Source organism: Kluyvera ascorbata (assembly GCF_023195735.1).
In the GTDB taxonomy this organism is placed as follows: Bacteria; Pseudomonadota; Gammaproteobacteria; order Enterobacterales; family Enterobacteriaceae; genus Kluyvera; species Kluyvera ascorbata.
The window spans coordinates 247,159-264,842 of sequence record NZ_CP096201.1; the positions used below are offsets into that span (position 1 = coordinate 247,159).

The following is a 17,684-nucleotide window of genomic DNA, read 5'->3' on the forward strand; positions in this document are numbered from 1 at the left end:
TACGTTCGTATTAGTGGAGAGCTCTTTTGCGCGTTAGCCGTTCCCTTACAATAAAACAAATGGCCATGGTGGCAGTTGTTACCATGTTGTTTTTATTCGTCTTTTGCTTCATCTTATTGTTCCACTTTGTCCAGCAGGATCGCTATAACACCGCGACGCAATTAGAGAGTATCGCCCGCTCGGTACGTCAACCGCTGTCGGCGGCCATCCTTAAAGCCGATATTCCCGAGGCAGAATCCATTCTTGGACGCATTCAACCTGCGGGCATCGTGAGTCGTGCCGACGTGGTGCTGCCAAACCAGTTTCAGGCGCTGCGGATGAGCTTTATTCCAGAGCGTCCGGTTCCGGTTAACATCACGCGTATTTTTGAACTCCCGGTACAAATTTCACTGCCGCTGTATTCGCTGGAGCGTCCGGCAAACCCACAGCCGTTGGCCTATCTGGTGCTTCAGGCTGATCCTTATCGTATGTATAAGTTCGTGATGAGCGCGCTGGCAACGATAGTGACCGCTTACTTTTTACTCGTTTTGATGCTGACCGTGGCGCTGACCTGGTGCATCAATCGGCTGATTGTCAGGCCGCTGCGCAGCATTGCCTATGAGATTCACGACCTGCCGGGGGCCGATCGCATTGGCCATCAGCTTTCGCTACCGCGCCTGCATCATGACGATGAAATCGGTACGCTGGTACGCAGCTACAACCGTAACCAGCAGGCGCTGCTGCGCCAGTATGACGAACTGAGCGGCCAGTCGACCCGTTTCCCGGTCTCAGACCTGCCAAATAAGGCTTTCCTGTTAGGGCTGCTGGAGCAGAGTCTGGCGCGCAAAACGCCGGTGGCGTTGCTGACCGTCGCCTGTGAAACCTTGCAGGACACCGCGGGCGTACTGAAAGAAGAGCAGCGGGAAATGCTGCTGCTGACGCTGGCTGAGAAGATTAAACAGGTTATTTCGCCGCGCATGGTGCTGGCGCAGGTGAGCGGCTACGACTTTGCGATTCTGGCCTACGACGTCAAAGAGCCGTGGCATGCGATTACATTGGGTCAGCAAGTACTCACTATCATCAATGAGCGTTTGCCGTTGCAAGGTATTCAGCTTCGTCCGAGCGCCAGCGTGGGTATTGCGATGTACAACGACGGACTCACGGCGGAACAGTTCTATCGACGCTCGCTCTCGGCGGCCTTTACTGCCCGTCGTAAAGGGAAAAACCAGATTGAGTTTTTCGACCCGGAGCAGATGGTAAAAGCGCAAAAGCGCCTGACTGAAGAGAGCGACATTCTGACCGCGCTGGACAACCAGCAGTTTTCTATCTGGCTCCAGCCTCAGGTAGCGACCACGACTGGCAAGGTGTGCAGCGCGGAAGTCCTACTGCGTCAGCGCCAGCCGGACGGCAGCTGGGCGCTGCCCAACGATCTTATCGACAGCATTGAGTCCTGCGGCCTGATGGTGACGGTCGGGCACTGGGTGCTTGAAGAATCCTGCCGCCAGCTTGCCGTCTGGCAGTCGCGCGGCATTATGCTGCCGATTTCAGTCAACATCTCTGCGCTACAGCTTCTGCATCACGATATGGTTTCTGACATGCTGGCGCTGCTCAACCGATACCGCATCGCGCCGGGTACGCTGATTCTGGAAGTGACGGAAAGCCGACGTATTGACGACCCGAAAGCCGCCGTGGCGATTTTACGTCCACTGCGTAACGCCGGGGTCAGAATTGCGCTGGATGATTTTGGTATGGGCTACGCCGGTCTGCGTCAGCTACAGCATATGAAATCGGTCCCCGTGGACATTCTCAAGATTGACAAAATCTTTATCGACAGCCTGCCGGAAGATACCAGCATGGTGGCGGCTATCATCCAGCTTGGGCGTAGTCTTAACCTGAAGATGGTTGCAGAAGGTGTTGAAAGTAAAGAGCAATATGCGTGGCTGCGAGCGGCGGATGTCGATATCCTGCAGGGCTTTTTGTTTGCGCGCGCCGTGCCAATCGACGTGTTTGAGCAAGATTATTTGGGTAAGGACAATTCACTGCTTCCGGGAGAGCAGAGTTAGTGATTGTGCGTGTCAGCTCAAAGTTTTAACAATTAAGTATCAAATTAACGTACAAATATTTCGATTATGTTTCTTGGATGTTATTTTGTGCCGACAGGTAAAAATAATCCCTACATTTCCTGTGGCTATAGCTTAAGGACATCCTATGAAAACCTCTTTCTTCAAAAGCCTCTACTTCCAGGTGCTGACGGCGATAGTGATCGGTGTGTTGCTCGGTCACTATTACCCGGAACTGGGCGCTCAAATGAAACCGCTCGGCGATGCCTTCGTTAAACTGATTAAAATGGTTATTGCGCCGGTTATCTTTTGTACGGTAGTCACCGGCATTGCGGGCATGGAAAGCATGAAAGCGGTAGGGCGCACCGGCGCCGTGGCGCTGCTCTACTTTGAAGTGGTCAGCACCATCGCGCTGATTATTGGCCTGATTATTGTTAACGTGGTTCAGCCGGGGGCGGGAATGAACGTTGACCCCGCCACGCTTGATGCCAAGGCCGTGGCGATGTACGCCGAGCAGGCAAAAGACCAGGGCATTGTTGCCTTCCTGATGGATATTATTCCTTCCAGCGTTATCGGTGCCTTTGCTAGCGGCAACATTCTTCAGGTGCTGCTGTTTGCGGTGATGTTTGGCTTCGCGCTGCATCGCCTGGGCAGCAAAGGCCAGCTGATCTTCAACGTTATTGAAAGCTTCTCGCAGGTTATCTTCGGTATCATCAACATGATCATGCGCCTGGCACCGATTGGTGCGTTCGGGGCGATGGCCTTCACCATTGGTAAATATGGCGTCGGTACCCTGGTGCAGCTTGGTCAGCTGATTATCTGTTTCTATATCACCTGTATTCTGTTTGTGGTGGTGGTGCTGGGTTCAATTGCCCGCGCGACCGGGTTCAGCATTTTCAAATTTATCCGCTATATCCGCGAAGAGCTGCTGATTGTGCTGGGGACCTCCTCTTCCGAGTCGGCGCTACCGCGTATGCTCGATAAGATGGAAAAATTGGGATGCCGGAAGTCGGTGGTGGGGTTGGTTATTCCGACCGGCTACTCGTTTAACCTCGACGGTACCTCGATTTACCTGACGATGGCGGCGGTATTTATCGCCCAGGCCACCAACAGCCACATGGATATTTTCCATCAGGTGACGCTGCTGGTGGTGCTGCTGCTCTCTTCTAAAGGGGCTGCTGGGGTAACCGGTAGCGGCTTTATCGTGCTGGCGGCGACCATCTCTGCGGTAGGTCATCTGCCGGTTGCCGGTCTGGCGCTGATTCTGGGTATTGACCGCTTTATGTCAGAAGCGCGAGCGTTAACCAACCTGATTGGTAACGGCGTGGCGACGATTGTGGTGGCAAAACGAGTGAAACAGCTGGACGCTAAACAGTTGGACGACGTGCTCAATAACCGTCCGACGGCTAAAAAATCGCACGAATTATCCTCTTAATCTCCTCACTTAAGCCCGTACTCCCTTGCTGGAGTGCGGGCTCCTGCGCATAATTAGGCGGCGTCATTATTTGGCTGCTTATAGCCAGTATTTTATTTTCCTTAGCCATGTGACGTTTTTGCGATTGTGTGGTCTAACTGACGTATTTACTTCATTATTTTAGGCAATCGCCCGCGGCGGTTGTCTTTTATACCCTAAAGAGCCCGCGCTCAAGCAGCCCGGACTCCGCTGGGGATAACCAGGAACGTTCATCAGGGGTTCACATGCAGGGCACAACAATTCGACTTTTAGCCGGTGGTTTGCTGATGATGGCAGCAGCCAGCTATGTGCAGGCAGAAGCACTCCAGCCGGACCCGGCCTGGCAACAGGGTACGTTGTCTAATGGCTTTCAGTGGCAGGTGCTTGCCACTCCGCAGCGCCCGAGTGACCGTGTAGAAATCCGGCTCTCGATTGATATTGGTTCATTAGATGAAAGCGCCCAGCAAACGGGTTATAGCCACCTTATTCCTCGTATCGCGCTAACCCAAAGCGGCGGCTTGCAAACGATGCAGGCACGCTCCATGTGGCAGCAGAGCATTGATCCAAAACGCCCGCAGCCGCCCGCGATCGTCTCATATGATTACACCCGATTTAACCTGAGCCTGCCAAACAACCGCAACGATCTGCAAAAAGAGGCGTTGAACTGGCTGGCTACCTCGATGGGTAAATTGAGCATCACGCCGGACACCGTCAACTACGCGCTGGGCGTGCAGGATATGGTGGCAACCTGGCCGCAGGATACCAAAGAGGGCTGGTGGCGCTACCGCCTGAAGGGTTCTACCATGCTGGGTCATGACCCGGCTGAGCCGCTGAAACTGCCGGTAGATGCGAAGCACTTAGCCGAGTTTTATCAAAAATGGTACACCCCGGATGCCATGACGTTGATTATCGTCGGCAACGTGGATAGCCGTTCTACCATTGAACAAATCAGTAAGATTTTCGGTGAGCTTAAGGGCAAGCGTGAAACGCCAGCCGCGGTGCCAACGCTGTCGCCGCTGCGTCCGGAAGCGGTAAGCATCATGACCAACGCCGTGCGCCAGGATCGTCTCTCCATTATGTGGGATACCCCGTGGCAGCCGATTCGTGAGTCCGCCGCGCTGCAGCGCTACTGGCGAGCTGACTTGGCGCGTGAAGCGCTGTTCTGGCATATCCAGCAGAAGCTGAGCCGCACAAACGTGAAGGATATCGGCCTGGGCTTTGACTGCCGCGTACTGTATCTGCGTGCCCAGTGCGGCATTAATCTGGAATCTCCTGGCGAGAAGCTGGAGAGTAATCTGAGCGTGGTGGCGCGCGAGCTGGCCGCTATCCGAGAAAAAGGTCTGCCGGAAGATGAGTTTGATTCTCTGATTGCGCAGAAAAAGCTGGAGCTGCAGAAGCTGTTTGCTACCTACGCGCGGATGGATACCGAAATGCTGATTAGCCAGCGTATGCGCTCGTTGCAGAACCAGGTTGTTGATATTGCGCCGGAGCAGTACCAGAAGCTGCGTCAGAGTTTCCTCGAGTCTCTGACCCCGGATATGCTAAATCAGGATCTGCGTCAGCAGCTGTCTCAGGATATGGCGCTGATTCTTCAGCAGCCGACCGGTGAGCCGGAGTACAACATGAAGGATCTGCAAGAGGTGTGGGGCAAGATTATGCTGACACCGACGGTGGAAGCGGCGACGGCGACGGAAGAGAGTCACCAGGATGTGACGGATATTCCGCCAGCGCAGTAGCGGTTTCCCGCTAACCCTCTCCCCATGGGGAAAGGGTACCTCCTGGTTTTCTCCCTCGCCCCTTTGGGGAGAGGGCCGGGGTGAGGGGAAACGCACAGACGAAAAAAAACCTCTTCCAACCGGAAGAGGTTTTTTTATACCCGCAAACTTACGCCGGCATCGCGTCGCGTGGAATAATCGCTCCACGGTGCTGAATCACGGTGCTCGCCGTCTGGTGACCGCGCTTCGCCGCCGCCGCCGCATCGCCGCCGGTCAGGCGAACGGACAGATAGCCTGCGCTGAAGGAATCGCCCGCCGCGGTGGTATCAACCACTTTCTCTTTCGGCAGCTTAACCGCTGGCACATCAACCAGCGCTTCGCCGGTAATCGCCACCAGGCAAGAGTCTGCGCCGCGTTTCACTACCACTTCGCTGACGCCAGCGGCCTGAGTACGTGCGATAACTTCTTCAACCGGCTTCTCGCCCCACAGCGCGTCTTCATCATCCAGCGTCAGGAAGGCAATATCGGTGCACTGCAGCATTTGTTGGTAAACCTGCTGAGTCTCTTCTTTGCTGGCCCACAGGCGCGGACGGTAGTTATTGTCGAAGATGACCTTACCGCCGTTAGCGCGGCACTGTTTTAGCAGCGCAATCAGCTTCTCACGGCTTGCCGGGCTGAGGATCGCCAGGCTGATACCGCTCAGGTAGAGGTAGTCAAAACCTGCCAGCTGTTCACAGATAGCGGCAGACTGCTCGCTCTCCAGCCAGAACTTCGCCGCGGCTTCGTTACGCCAGTAGTAGAACGTACGCTCGCCGGTCTCATCGGTTTCGATGTAGTACAGCCCTGGCATACGATCGCTCATGCGTTGAATCAGGTCGGTTTTGACGTTCTCAGCCTGCCAGGCATCCATCATCTGCTGGCTGAAGGTATCCGTACCGAGCGCGGTGACGTAATTGACGCTGAGTTCAGCAGGAGAGACCTGGCGAGCAATATAGACGGACGTGTTTAAGGTGTCGCCGCCAAAGCCGCGGTTAACTTGTGCGCCCTTCTCGGACAGCTCAATCATGCATTCGCCAATCACGGCAATTTTTTTGGACATAATCATCAACCTGATTCGGTAAATTTTTCGTAGTGTGCGCTGTGGCTAATCGTTGGTCAACTATATTAAAACAACATTCCATTATTTTTTTTGAGCTAGCGCGTGTTACGACCGATTTATTCATTTTAGCGGTAATAAAATGGCTAAAACTGAACATAAAGTTCTCACTTACCCCGCCGATAACTTTATCACTAGACCCTCTGACCCTCTCTTCACAGGAAGCTTAAATGACGTTAAAGCAGGTGAACCAGCGGGCGAGAGTACCTGATGCGGAGCTGGAAAGCCTACAGCAACTGCGATACTGGCAAGAGTGTGAGCGTGTCTATACCTACCAGCCTATCTACACTATTCATGGCCGTTTGATGGCGATTGAAGTGTTAACGATAGTGACCCATCCCTCTCAACCACAAAAGCGTATTGCCCCGGATCGTTACTTCGCTGCGGTTTCTATCGGCCAACGCATCCATGTCATCAAAGAACAGGTGGCAATGCTGGCAAAAAGAAAGCATTTCTTTGAGCAGAATAAGGTGCTGGCATCGGTGAACGTCGATGCGATGACGCTGCTGGAAATGCGTCAGGACCGGATCCTGAAAACCATGATTGAGACGCTGCCCTGGCTACGCTTCGAACTGGTTGAGCATATGGCGCTGCCGCAAGACTCTACGGTGGCCTCGCTGTGTGAATTTGGCCCGCTGTGGCTGGATGATTTCGGCACCGGCATGGCCAACTTCTCGGCGCTAAATGAGGTGCGCTACGACTACATCAAAGTGGCCCGCGATCTGTTCATCATGCTGCGCAAAACTCCTGAAGGCCGTAGATTGTTTATCCTGCTGATTGAGCTAATGAACCGCTACTGTGAAGGGGTGATTGTTGAGGGGGTTGAAACGCTGGAAGAGTGGCGTGAAATTCAAAACTCTCCCGCCGCCGCCGCGCAGGGGTATTTCCTTTCCCGACCGGTGCCGATGGATACCCTCGAAAACGTGTTAACGATCTTGTGAAACGCCCGCTTCCTTATGCCTGGACTATAGTTTTATAGGCAGAGTCATCAGGAAAGGGGATAACAATGTCAAAAACAGCCAGGGCTATATCCTGGACCGCAGGGATTATTTTGTTGTTGATTGTAGCTATCGCTATCTTTATCGCTACATTCGACTGGAACCGCCTTAAGCCAACCATCAACCAAAAGGTCTCGGCCGAGCTGAACCGACCGTTCGCGATACGCGGCGATTTAGGCGTGGTATGGGAACGTCAAAAAGAGGAAACCGGCTGGCGGAGTTGGGTGCCCTGGCCACACGTCCATGCCGACGACATTATTCTCGGCAACCCGCCGGATATTCCTGAAGTGACGATGGTTCACTTGCCGCGCATTGAGGCCACGCTAGCGCCGCTGGCGCTGCTGACAAAAACAGTTTACCTACCATGGATAAAACTTCAGCAGCCCGATGCGCGCCTTATCCGCCTGTCGGAGAAAACCAATAACTGGACCTTTAACCTCGCCGGCAGCGACGAGAAAGAGGCCAATGCACAGCCTTCCCCATGGTCTTTCCGTCTCGACAATATTCTCTTCGATCGTGGGCGAATTACGATTGATGACAAGATCAGCAAGGCTGATATCGAGATCCTGATCGATCCGCTGGGTAAACCGCTGCCGTTTAGTGAAGTCACCGGTAACAAAGCCAAAGGGGATAACGCCAAAGCCGGTGATTATGTTTTCGGCCTGACGGCGAAGGGACGCTACAACGGCCAGCCGCTAACCGGAACCGGCAAAATTGGCGGTATGCTGGCCCTGCGCAGCGACGGTACACCGTTCCCGGTACAGGCAGATTTCCGCTCCGGGAACACGCGGGTCGCCTTCACTGGGACGGTTAACGATCCCATGAAGATGGGCGGGGTCGATTTGCGGTTGAAGTTTGCCGGTGACTCTCTGGGAGCGCTGTATGAGCTGACCGGCGTATTGCTGCCGGAAACGCCGCCGTTTGAAACCGATGGGCACCTGGTGGCGAAGATCGACGCGCAGAAATCTTCGGTCTTTGATTATCGTGATTTCAACGGCCGTATTGGCGACAGCGACATTCACGGATCGCTGACCTACACCACGGGCAAACCTAGACCTAAGCTGGAAGGCGATATCGAGTCGCGCCAGCTGCGCCTCGCTGACCTGGGGCCGCTGATTGGCGTCGATTCGGGTAAAGGCACGAAGTCGAAAGAGGTGAAAAAGGACATTCAGCCTGCGGGCAAAGTATTGCCATATGAGCGCTTTGAAACCGATAAATGGGGCATGATGGATGCCGATGTCCGGTTTAAGGGCGGCAAAATCGAACATGGTAGTACGCTGCCAATAAGCAACCTTTCTACCCATATCATCCTCAAAAATGCCGACCTGCGTTTGCAGCCGCTGAAATTTGGCCTGGCGGGAGGGACTATCTCGTCCAATATTCACCTGGAAGGCGATAAAAAGCCGATGCAGGGGCGAGCGGATATTCAGGCGCGGCGGCTTAAACTCAAAGCGCTCATGCCCAACGTTGAGCTGATGCAAAAGACTCTCGGCGAAATGAACGGCGACGCGGATATTCGCGGGGTGGGCAACTCGGTAGCGGCGCTGCTGGGTACCAGCAACGGTAACCTTAAGCTGCTGATGAATGACGGGCTGGTCAGCCGTAATTTGATGGAGATCCTCGGACTCAACGTCGGTAACTTTATCGTTGGACAAATCTTCGGTGATGATGAGGTACGGGTGAACTGTGCAGCAGCAAATCTGGATTTGGTTAACGGTGTGGCGCGGCCGCAAATTTTAGCCTTCGACACGGAAAATGCCGTCATCAACGTGACCGGTACCGCCAGCATGGCCTCTGAGCAGCTTGATTTGACCATCGACCCGGAGAGTAAGGGGCTGCGTATTATCACTCTACGTTCGCCGCTGTATGTGAGGGGCTCGTTCAAAAATCCACAGGCGGGGGTTAAAGTTGGGCCGCTGATTGCGCGCGGTGCAGTGGCGGCAGCCCTTGCGACGCTGGTGACGCCCGCAGCCGCGCTGCTGGCGCTGGTTTCGCCGTCAGAAGGGGATGCGAATCAGTGTCGGACCATATTGTCCCAGATGAAGAAGTAATGAGGCGTTAGCTGTGGTGAACGGCAGGCCGGATGGTGGCGTAAACGCCTTATCCGGCCTGCCGTATCATTTTGCTTTTATAACGAGTGATGTTTGGTTTCGTGGGTCAACAGCAACGCAATCAGCGTCAGTGCCGCCATGGCTGCCAGATAGACACCCACGTAGAACAACCCATAGCTACTCTGCAACCAAGCCGCGATATACGGTGCAACAGACGCGCCCAGAATCGACGACACGTTGTAGGAGAACGATGCGCCGGTATAACGCACTTCCGTTGGGAACAGCTCCGGCAGCAGCGCACCCATTGGGCCAAAGGTCAGACCCATCAGGCTCAGACCAACCAGCAGATACAGCATAATCAGCGCCGGATTACCGGAGCCCAGCAGCGGCTGGAAGAAGAACAGCGCGAAGATAATAATCAGGCTGGTGATCACAATCATGCTTGGGCGACGACCGAAACGGTCAGCCAGCAGGCCAGCAATCGGCACCATCACGCCAAACCCAATCACCGCCAGCATTAACATCCACAGCACTTCGTTACGCGGCAGCCCCAGGCCATTTGGCGCGGCGGCAGTGCTGTAGGTCATCGAGTAGACGGTCATAATATAGAACAGCGTATAGGTCGCCAGCATGATGAAGGTGCCGAGCACCGTCACGCGGACGTGCTTGCTGAGCAGGGTGCCCATTGGCACTTTCACCTGTTTCTTCGCGGCAGCGACTTTGGCGAACACCGGCGTTTCGTGCAGCGAGACGCGCACGTACAGGCCGATAATGACCAGCACCGCAGAGAAGATAAACGGTACGCGCCAGCCCCAGGTCATGAACTGCTCGTCGGTCAGCAGCCAGGAGAGCAGCAGGAAGGTGCCGTTAGCAAAGAAGAAGCCAATCGGTGCGCCCAACTGTGGGAACGAGCCGTACAGCGCACGTTTGCGCGGCGGGGCATTTTCCGTTGCCAGCAGCGCCGCGCCGCCCCATTCACCGCCCAGACCCAGACCCTGACCAAAGCGCGCCAGCGCCAGCAGGACCGGCGCCATAATGCCGATGGTGGCATAGCTCGGCAGCAGGCCGATAACCACGGTAGAGATCCCCATGGTCAGCAGTGAAGCGACCAGCGTGACCTTGCGCCCAACACGGTCACCGAAGTGGCCGAAGAGCGCGGAACCTATAGGACGAGCGACGAAGGCGATAGCGAACGTTGCCAGCGATTGCAGCGTTGCCGCCGTCGGATCGCCCTGTGGGAAGAAGATATGCGGGAACACGATGACCGCGGCGGTGGCGTAAATATAGAAGTCGAAGAACTCAATGGCGGTGCCGATGAGTGAGGCCACGACGACTTTGTTACGCGAGTTAACCGGAGCGGAAGCCTGTTCGTTATCGAGTGTTGTGCTGGTCATAGTCTTTTCTAATATGTATAGCGAACGAAAGGCCATATTAGACATAGCAAAAGCGACATTTCAATCTGTAACAGGATTGTAAAATGGCGCAAAGAGCAGCAAAAAGTGGATAATTTCTATACCCGTAAATTATCAAACATGAAATGCTTCACATTTTTTGTAGATTAGATGATAAAACTGGTTTTTGGTTAAATAAAAGTTACAGGCTGGATTTATATGCTAATTCGGCGGGTTGGGCTGAAATTTTCAGCCCAACATAGCGTTTAGCGGTGGGTTTTTCCCGGCATTCTCGGGTCGTCTTTGTACTCTGCGGTGGCAATCCACGCAGCGCAGAACAGCGTCAGACGGGCGAAGAAGTAGAAGAACGCCATCAGGCCAAGCACCGAGCCAAACGCGGCGCCAGAAGGAGATTTCACCAGCGTTGGCAGCGTCCAGGTCATGATGATTTTGATCACCTCAAAGCCGATGGCAGCGATAAAGGTACCGCGGATTAACGCCTTTTTACGCGGGCGATGGCGAGGCAGTCGCCAGAAAATCCAGAAGAACAGCAGGTAGTTGGCGAAAATTGAAATCGCCAGGCCAATCAGCCGCCAGGCGGGCTTCAACCACTCAATGCTGTCGAGATACAGCGCCGAGATAATCATTTGCTGTGCGGAACCTGCCACCGACGTAATCGAGAGGGTGACAATCAGCGCAATCAGCAGGCCAATCAGCGAGATGAAGTCGCGCAGGTACTTAATCCAGATGGCCTCCTGATCCTGCGGCGTACGTTCCCAGACGTCTCGCGACTGGGCGCGAATGGCCTCGCGCAGGTTGCCCATCCAGTTGATCCCGGAGTAGAGCGCAATACACAGACCGACAAGACCAACGGTGGTACGCTGCTGGACGGCGGTGTTGATGGTGCTTTTGAGCGTGGCGGCGAGCGTTGGGTCGCTGACATTGGTCAGGATCTTATTGAAGATGTCCTGCAACAGCGTCGGGTGCGAGGCGAGGATAAACCCGGCGGCAGCGAACGACACCATCAGGATGGGGATCATCGATAAGAATGAAAAATAGGTGATCGCCGCGCCAAACTGATTTCCCAGCCGATCGTTGAAGCGCTCGGCGGCGCGAATCAGGTGCGCGATAATCGGCTGGCGCTGAATCTTCTGCGCCGTGGTGGTGACGCTATCCAGCGCCTTGCTAGCCTTTTGCTGTAGACGTTTATCGTTGTTTTCCGACGTCATCAGGTTGATTTTCCTTTTTATTGCTTTTACTTAAGTATAGAAGGTTCCCGGAGTCGGTGCGTTACACCTCGTCCGGGGGACCCATCGCGACCTGTAACCCGGCCAAGCAAAGCGCCGGCGGGATCAATCCACATACCCCTGCAACACCCCGGTTAACCACTCCATAAACAGGTGCACCCGCCGCGAAAGATTCCGGCGGTGCGGATAAATCAGCGACACCGGCATCGGCTCCGCCCGGTACTGCGGGAGAATTTCAACCAGCTCACCGCTGTGCAGCGCCTCGCGCACGCCCACCCGTGGCACCTGAATAATCCCCAACCCTGCCAGGCAGGCGGCGTGATAAGTCTCGGTACTGTTCACCGTCAGCACCCCGCCGGTTTTGACCCACTGGGTGCCGTTCTCTTTGGCCACTTCAAACCCCTGCGGGCGTACGCCAAGACTGGTGGCGTAGTGGACCAGCGCATGGTTGCTGAGGTCGTCCAGTGACTCCGGATAGCCAAAGCGCGACAAATAGCCTGGGCTGGCACAGTTGATGACGGTCAGCTTACCGAGCGGGCGGGCAATCAACCCGGAATCTTTCAGCGAACCCACGCGCACTACGCAGTCGAAGCCTTCCCGAATGACGTCCACCAGGCGATCGCTACTGCTGAGTTCGATCTCAATACCGGGATAGTGCTGTAAAAAAGCGGGCAGTTTGGGGATCACGATTTTACGCGCCACGCTGACCGGCATGTCCACGCGCAGCCGCCCGCTGACGCTGCTGGGGTCGCTCTGAAACATGCTGTCCAGTTCGTCGAGGTTGCTGAGCAGATCCTTAGCGCGCTCGTAGTAGACCATCCCATCCTGAGTCAGCAGCACCCGTCGAGTGGTGCGGTGTAGCAGGCGACAGCCCAGATGGTTTTCCAGCGCCTGAATTTGCCGCGATACGCTACCTTTAGGAAGGCCCAGGGTATCTGCCGCGCGAGAAAAACTCTCCAGTTCAGCGACGCGGATGAACAGCTGCATTGCGTGAATTTTATCCATCAGAATGCCCTATTGTTGTTCCAGATGAGACAGTGAAGCGTAATCAGGGATATTTATTGTTCTTTTATCACCTAATAAGCTTGTTCTCAACGAACACACCCACTGAAATGAGGTTTCCCATGACTCAACGTATTGCATTAGTAACCGGCGGTAGCCGCGGACTTGGCAAAAATGCGGTGCTGAAGCTTGCCGCGCAGGGAACGGATATTATCTTCACTTACAATAGCCAGCGTGATGCTGCACTGGAAGTTGTGGCCGAAATTGAGCAAACAGGGGCGAAAGCAGTCGCATTGCAGCTGAACGTCAGCGATGTTGCTAGCTTTGCTACTTTCACCCAACAGGTGAAAGAGGCACTGAATCAGGTCTGGGGTCGCGAGACATTTGATTATTTAGTGAACAATGCTGGCATTGGGCTCTACTCCTCCTTTGCCGAGACGTCAGAGGCGTTATTTGATGAGCTGATGAATATTCACTTTAAGGGACCCTTCTTCCTGACCCAGGGGCTGCTGCCGCTGATAGCAGAGGGTGGGCGTATTCTGAACGTCTCGACCGGACTGGCGCGTTTTGCCCTGCCGGGTTACGCCGCTTACGCTTCAATGAAAGGGGCAATGGAAGTGCTGACCCGTTACCAGGCGAAAGAGCTGGGCGCGCGCGGTATTTCGGTCAACAGCATTGCACCGGGGGCGATTGAAACGGATTTCGGCGGCGGTCGCGTTCGCGATAATGACGATCTGAACAAGTATGTCGCCTCGCAGACTGCGCTGGGCCGCGCAGGCCTGCCGGATGACATTGGCGATGCGATTGCCGCACTGCTCAGCGATAACCTACGCTGGATGACCGCGCAGCGTATTGAAGTCTCGGGCGGTATGTTCCTGTAAGCCACCGGATAACGCCTTTGAGAATCAAAGGCGTTATTTACACATCGTGCCAAATAAAGTCCTATTCCGGACTAGCCACTTCCCATTCTCCCGAGAATAATCTAAATTCCACCAATTAATATTTTCCCATCGACAGCTATATCATCCAATTCTTAATTGGGATGTGATAACTTATTTGAATGCGTAATCGCAGTGAGAGGGTTGTAAACATTCATAATTGTGATGTTTAGATTGCCAGATATCTACGTAAAATGACCCAGGCCAAACGACGGGTTCTTATTTTATGCCGTGAGGATTACTCTTCACGCCATTAGAATTCGCTTTACATTTTTATGGGGAATCCATTATGCAGGTAGTGATGTTTGACAGGCAGTCAATATTTATTCATGGAATGAAAATAAGCTTACAGGAACATATTCCAGGAATTGATATTTCTGCTGTTAGTCAGGCCGATGACCTGTGGCGGCAGCTGTTACAGCACCCGGATGCGATACTGATTCTGGACGGCGGTCTGGATCATGACTTCTGCCAATGGCTGTTGCAGGAAAAACATCAGCAGTTCCCGGAGTCAAAAGGTATCATTATTGTGAATGATTATAACCGCACCTGGCTGAATGACATGCTGGCCTATAACGTACAGGCTATTATTCCACGAGATGCTAGCGTTGAGATATTTGTGCAGACAATCAAAGGTGTGATGCGGGGGCTTATTTGCCTGCCGGGCGACTGGCGTATGGATTATGAACATGATAAGCAGGGGTTGGATAATCTCAGCCAGCGTCAGCGTGAAATATTATTGTTGTTGGCAAACGGTGAGTCGAATAAAGAGATCAGCCGGGCGCTGGATATTAGCGCCGGAACGGTGAAGGCGCACCTTGAGTCGTTGTACCGCCGGCTTGGCGTTAAAAACCGCACACAGGCTGCCATGCTGCTAAATAATCGAAAATCTTCAGGTAATATCTGCCTGGAATAATTCTGCTTCAGCCTGGCGCTCTGTCGCCAGGCTGCTCTGCAGTTTCCCTTCCTGTTGCCAGCCTGCAATAGCGTCAGCAAACAGGCCTTGATTAATGCTATGCAGGATAGGGGATTGTTGTAACGCCTCGGGCCCAAGACTGAATGCCAGCGATAGCAGGGCATCGAACTGGCGCTGGCTGACTGGCACCCGTAAGCATTGATGGAGTAAATGCTGGTAATCTGCGACATCCTGCTGAAAGAGCATTTCAGCCTGGCAGAGAGTTATTGCGGTCTCGAAGCGCTCATGGCCGCGTATCAGATGCCCGTAGCCTATCACCCACAGTCCCCCTTCATCCCGGTATGGTTCTCGCGACAACCCTTGATAACGCTTAATAAACTCTAATCCCGGCTGGCTCGGCGTAGCGATATTCAACATCTTTTCCCCTCATTTAACAGAATGAAAAGTGTAAAAGAGCCGTTTTGACACCGCTATTAGCCAGATGTCTGTGAATGATTATGTTCATGACTCAATAGGCTGAAGAGCCAGTCATTTTGCCACTCTCCTGCCAGGAAGTAGCTTTCTCGTAGCTCGCCTTCAAGCACAAATCCCATTTTTTCAAGCGTTCGCCGCGAGGCGATATTGCCCGCAGTGACCGTTGCCGTCAGGCGGCGTATGCCGCCGTGTTGAAAGGCGTAGTCACATACCGCACGAAGGGACTCGCTGCCATAACCTTTCCCCTGCGCTTCAGGGGCAAATAAAAAACCCACCTCCGCACAGTCGCTGTCCCGATGGATATAGCCCGTTACGCCCAGTGGCGTTTGCAGAGAGTCGCGCACTACCAGACATAACCAGTGTTCAGCACCGGGTGACCAGGGATGCAGCCTGGCGTCAAAAGCGGCCCTGATATCCTCTTCGTGTCGGTTATCAGCCACATAGCGCATGACCTGTGGATGCTGCTGTAGCGATAAGAAAAAAGACCAGTCGCTTTCGACGATTGGGGTACAGACTAAACGTTCTGTGGTGAGCGCGATCATAATTTCACATTCTGAAGGGGGGCCGGGACTGCTAATTTGCCTGAATTGCTCTATGGTGTAACGACAAAAATAACAAATAAGTAACCTATTAATCCTAAGGCGAAAAACCTTGCTGTTGATTAAGGAATGGGAAAATGTCGACGTTATCGCGACAGGTTGGCCAGCAGTATGAGCATTGCCTGAGCGTGATACGTCAGGCTTCGTTAGAAATCCTCACGCTGCTAAAGCTGCGCGTGACGGAAGGTAAAGATCCCCGTTGGTTTCTGGAGCAGCTTGATCAAGCACGACTTAACCTCGGCGGCTGGGGAGCCGTGGCCAAGCGGCTTAATATAAACGACAGCCAGTTGAGTGAATTTATGCTCCAGTTGAGGCATCTCCAGCAGGGGATCCCCTCCTATGAGCATGGCCTCACGGCAACGGAAAATCAGCTGATTGCCGCCGAACGGTTTGTGGTGACGCTTGAGCAAATCAAGCAGCAGCAGCCGTTACTGATGTTTAATACCGGCTATGCTGGCGATGCCGAACAGCTACAGGAACAGGCCGAACGGCAGATTCGCACCATTCAGCTTACGCTGCGCGGGCTGGTGATGCAGGTCTGGCCGGATATTCCCCACCTCCACCAGTATCTTAGCGTTCAGTTTGGTTCACACGATGTGATGCGCTGGCGTTCGCGCAGCCCGACGGAAAACGTCCTTGATGGCATGACGTTTAGCGAGCTGGCGCTGTTAATTGTGGATAAAAAGGCGTTCACGCGTTACTACTCTTCGCTTTTTAACCATTCTACCTCACTGACGTTTCTCGCCGAGCAGCGTCTGACGCTGCACACCTTTCTCGACGATGTGCGCCGGATGCGCAATACGTTGCTGGCACACCACCCGTTGACGGAAATGGAGTGCCAGCTGTTAGATCTCTATACCGAGCAAATCACCACCCCGGTTCAACACGCCTACGAACAGGGGCGCACGCGGGTTAACCCTGCCAGCCTGATGGTGGCGGACGGCAGTGAAATTCAGCGCTACTGGACGCTCGCACGGGACTTTGCCCATGCCTGGGGCGTTGATGGAAAACCGATTGCCGATAGTATTGAGCGTCTTTCGCATAAAGCGCGTGAACGCGCTGACACTCGCGAGCGGATTGCCGCAGCGGTACTGTGGGGGGCGGTTGCGGTATCGGTGTTAGGGATGGCGCTTGGCGGTATCAGTTTGCTGACTTCATCGCCGGAGTCGCGGCCCTACGTTGAACCTCCGCAGCCGGTTGTCGTGACCGAAGCCGAGAGTCCTTCGCCGACATCACCTCGTGAGATGCTGGCTCGTCGTGGGATCCTGTGGGATCGCAATGCGCTGCGTTCGGCCATTGATCGTAATGATACTGAAGTAACCACGCTGTTTTTACGCGCCGGCATGACCTGGCAGCTTGCGTGGACGGATGCGGCGATGGCGGCCCAGCATGAGGACGTGTTGAATCTGTTGCTGCGCTACCATTTGCAGATGGATGAACCTAAGCCCTGTCGGCGGTTTATCAACACGCTGACGCACGAGCTTTCACAGGGCGCTCAGCTAACCGCGATTCGTAAATCTTACCTTCAGTCTTTTTGTACCACGCCTGCGGTGGTGGCGCGTCAGCGCCTGGCTGTGGATAACGCCGAGCGGCGCAGTAAAGCGACGGGAGATGCCGATAGTAAAAAATGGTTGGCGATTCAGAAGTCGGTGTACGACGTTATCCGCTGAGGACAGGCACGGTGCGGTTCTCTCCCCCCATAAGG

At 54.2% G+C, this 17,684-nt stretch carries 14 protein-coding genes; 8 read left to right on the plus strand and 6 right to left on the minus strand.

Annotated features, from left to right (window positions below; genetic code table 11):
- The first annotated feature begins 26 nt into the window (after nucleotides 1–26).
- The 3 genes from hmsP to MY052_RS01130 all read left to right on the plus strand — a co-directional run bounded on the left by hmsP (nucleotide 27) and on the right by MY052_RS01130 (nucleotide 5,228).
- Nucleotides 27–2,042: a biofilm formation regulator HmsP gene (hmsP, locus tag MY052_RS01120; protein WP_248538069.1), complete on the plus strand. Its 2,016-nt coding sequence runs from the start codon at nucleotides 27–29 to the stop codon at nucleotides 2,040–2,042.
- A 145-nt stretch (nucleotides 2,043–2,187) separates the two neighbouring features.
- Nucleotides 2,188–3,474 carry a dicarboxylate/amino acid:cation symporter gene (locus tag MY052_RS01125; protein ID WP_035893929.1) on the plus strand — a complete coding sequence of 429 codons (1,287 nt, stop codon included), beginning with the start codon at nucleotides 2,188–2,190 and terminating at the stop codon, nucleotides 3,472–3,474.
- Between the two features lie 263 nt (nucleotides 3,475–3,737).
- On the plus strand, nucleotides 3,738–5,228 hold the full coding sequence (locus MY052_RS01130) for a M16 family metallopeptidase (protein ID WP_248538070.1): 1,491 nt from the start codon (nucleotides 3,738–3,740) through the stop codon (nucleotides 5,226–5,228).
- A gap of 148 nt (nucleotides 5,229–5,376) precedes the next feature.
- Here MY052_RS01130 and kdgK read toward each other — a convergent pair whose 3' ends face one another.
- On the minus strand, nucleotides 5,377–6,306 hold the full coding sequence (gene kdgK / locus MY052_RS01135) for a 2-dehydro-3-deoxygluconokinase (protein ID WP_035893927.1): 930 nt from the start codon (nucleotides 6,304–6,306) through the stop codon (nucleotides 5,377–5,379).
- 227 nt (nucleotides 6,307–6,533) lie between these two features.
- On the opposite strand from kdgK, the gene pdeH reads away from it, so the two are divergent.
- Both pdeH and MY052_RS01145 read left to right on the plus strand, forming a co-directional pair.
- Nucleotides 6,534–7,304, plus strand: a complete 771-nt coding sequence (pdeH, locus tag MY052_RS01140; RefSeq protein WP_248538071.1) for a cyclic-guanylate-specific phosphodiesterase — start codon at nucleotides 6,534–6,536, stop codon at nucleotides 7,302–7,304.
- 65 nt (nucleotides 7,305–7,369) lie between these two features.
- On the plus strand, nucleotides 7,370–9,412 hold the full coding sequence (locus MY052_RS01145) for an AsmA family protein (protein WP_248538072.1): 2,043 nt from the start codon (nucleotides 7,370–7,372) through the stop codon (nucleotides 9,410–9,412).
- Nucleotides 9,413–9,489: 77 nt separating this feature from the next.
- Here the strand turns inward: MY052_RS01145 and MY052_RS01150 are convergent, their stop codons facing one another.
- The 3 genes from MY052_RS01150 to MY052_RS01160 all read right to left on the minus strand — a co-directional run bounded on the left by MY052_RS01150 (nucleotide 9,490) and on the right by MY052_RS01160 (nucleotide 13,055).
- Nucleotides 9,490–10,806 carry an MFS transporter gene (locus MY052_RS01150; protein WP_123650924.1) on the minus strand — a complete coding sequence of 439 codons (1,317 nt, stop codon included), beginning with the start codon at nucleotides 10,804–10,806 and terminating at the stop codon, nucleotides 9,490–9,492.
- Nucleotides 10,807–11,069: 263 nt separating this feature from the next.
- Entirely contained in the window at nucleotides 11,070–12,032 is a 963-nt protein-coding gene (gene yhjD, locus MY052_RS01155) for an inner membrane protein YhjD (RefSeq protein ID WP_035893919.1), read from the minus strand.
- Between the two features lie 123 nt (nucleotides 12,033–12,155).
- Nucleotides 12,156–13,055, minus strand: coding sequence for a LysR family transcriptional regulator (locus MY052_RS01160; protein ID WP_123650923.1), 900 nt, complete (start codon nucleotides 13,053–13,055; stop codon nucleotides 12,156–12,158).
- A 119-nt stretch (nucleotides 13,056–13,174) separates the two neighbouring features.
- On the opposite strand from MY052_RS01160, the gene MY052_RS01165 reads away from it, so the two are divergent.
- On the plus strand, nucleotides 13,175–13,933 hold the full coding sequence (locus tag MY052_RS01165) for an SDR family NAD(P)-dependent oxidoreductase (RefSeq protein WP_123650922.1): 759 nt from the start codon (nucleotides 13,175–13,177) through the stop codon (nucleotides 13,931–13,933).
- A gap of 346 nt (nucleotides 13,934–14,279) precedes the next feature.
- A complete protein-coding gene (locus MY052_RS01170; protein ID WP_035893914.1) occupies nucleotides 14,280–14,906 on the plus strand; it encodes a response regulator transcription factor in 627 nt (208 codons plus the stop codon).
- Here MY052_RS01170 and MY052_RS01175 read toward each other — a convergent pair.
- Both MY052_RS01175 and MY052_RS01180 read right to left on the minus strand, forming a co-directional pair.
- A complete protein-coding gene (locus MY052_RS01175) occupies nucleotides 14,883–15,323 on the minus strand; it encodes a lysozyme (RefSeq protein WP_248538073.1) in 441 nt (146 codons plus the stop codon). The two genes, MY052_RS01170 and MY052_RS01175, sit on opposite strands and share 24 nt — an antisense overlap.
- Before the next feature lie 56 nt (nucleotides 15,324–15,379).
- Complete coding sequence (locus tag MY052_RS01180) at nucleotides 15,380–15,922, minus strand: GNAT family N-acetyltransferase (protein ID WP_248538074.1); 543 nt, start codon at nucleotides 15,920–15,922, stop codon at nucleotides 15,380–15,382.
- A gap of 134 nt (nucleotides 15,923–16,056) precedes the next feature.
- Between MY052_RS01180 and MY052_RS01185 the strand changes: the two genes are divergently transcribed.
- Nucleotides 16,057–17,649, plus strand: a complete 1,593-nt coding sequence (locus tag MY052_RS01185) for an STY4199 family HEPN domain-containing protein (protein WP_248538075.1) — start codon at nucleotides 16,057–16,059, stop codon at nucleotides 17,647–17,649.
- Nucleotides 17,650–17,684 lie beyond the last annotated feature (35 nt).

Coding starts and splice junctions, on each gene's coding strand:
- MY052_RS01125 (WP_035893929.1), top strand. CDS start 2,188: ATGAAAACCTCTTTCTTCAAAAGCCTCTACTTCCAGGTGCTGACGGCG.
- MY052_RS01130 (WP_248538070.1), top strand. CDS start 3,738: ATGCAGGGCACAACAATTCGACTTTTAGCCGGTGGTTTGCTGATGATG.
- kdgK (WP_035893927.1), bottom strand. CDS start 6,306: ATGTCCAAAAAAATTGCCGTGATTGGCGAATGCATGATTGAGCTGTCC.
- pdeH (WP_248538071.1), top strand. CDS start 6,534: ATGACGTTAAAGCAGGTGAACCAGCGGGCGAGAGTACCTGATGCGGAG.
- MY052_RS01145 (WP_248538072.1), top strand. CDS start 7,370: ATGTCAAAAACAGCCAGGGCTATATCCTGGACCGCAGGGATTATTTTG.
- MY052_RS01150 (WP_123650924.1), bottom strand. CDS start 10,806: ATGACCAGCACAACACTCGATAACGAACAGGCTTCCGCTCCGGTTAAC.
- yhjD (WP_035893919.1), bottom strand. CDS start 12,032: ATGACGTCGGAAAACAACGATAAACGTCTACAGCAAAAGGCTAGCAAG.
- MY052_RS01160 (WP_123650923.1), bottom strand. CDS start 13,055: ATGGATAAAATTCACGCAATGCAGCTGTTCATCCGCGTCGCTGAACTG.
- MY052_RS01165 (WP_123650922.1), top strand. CDS start 13,175: ATGACTCAACGTATTGCATTAGTAACCGGCGGTAGCCGCGGACTTGGC.
- MY052_RS01170 (WP_035893914.1), top strand. CDS start 14,280: ATGCAGGTAGTGATGTTTGACAGGCAGTCAATATTTATTCATGGAATG.
- MY052_RS01175 (WP_248538073.1), bottom strand. CDS start 15,323: ATGTTGAATATCGCTACGCCGAGCCAGCCGGGATTAGAGTTTATTAAG.
- MY052_RS01180 (WP_248538074.1), bottom strand. CDS start 15,922: ATGATCGCGCTCACCACAGAACGTTTAGTCTGTACCCCAATCGTCGAA.
- MY052_RS01185 (WP_248538075.1), top strand. CDS start 16,057: ATGTCGACGTTATCGCGACAGGTTGGCCAGCAGTATGAGCATTGCCTG.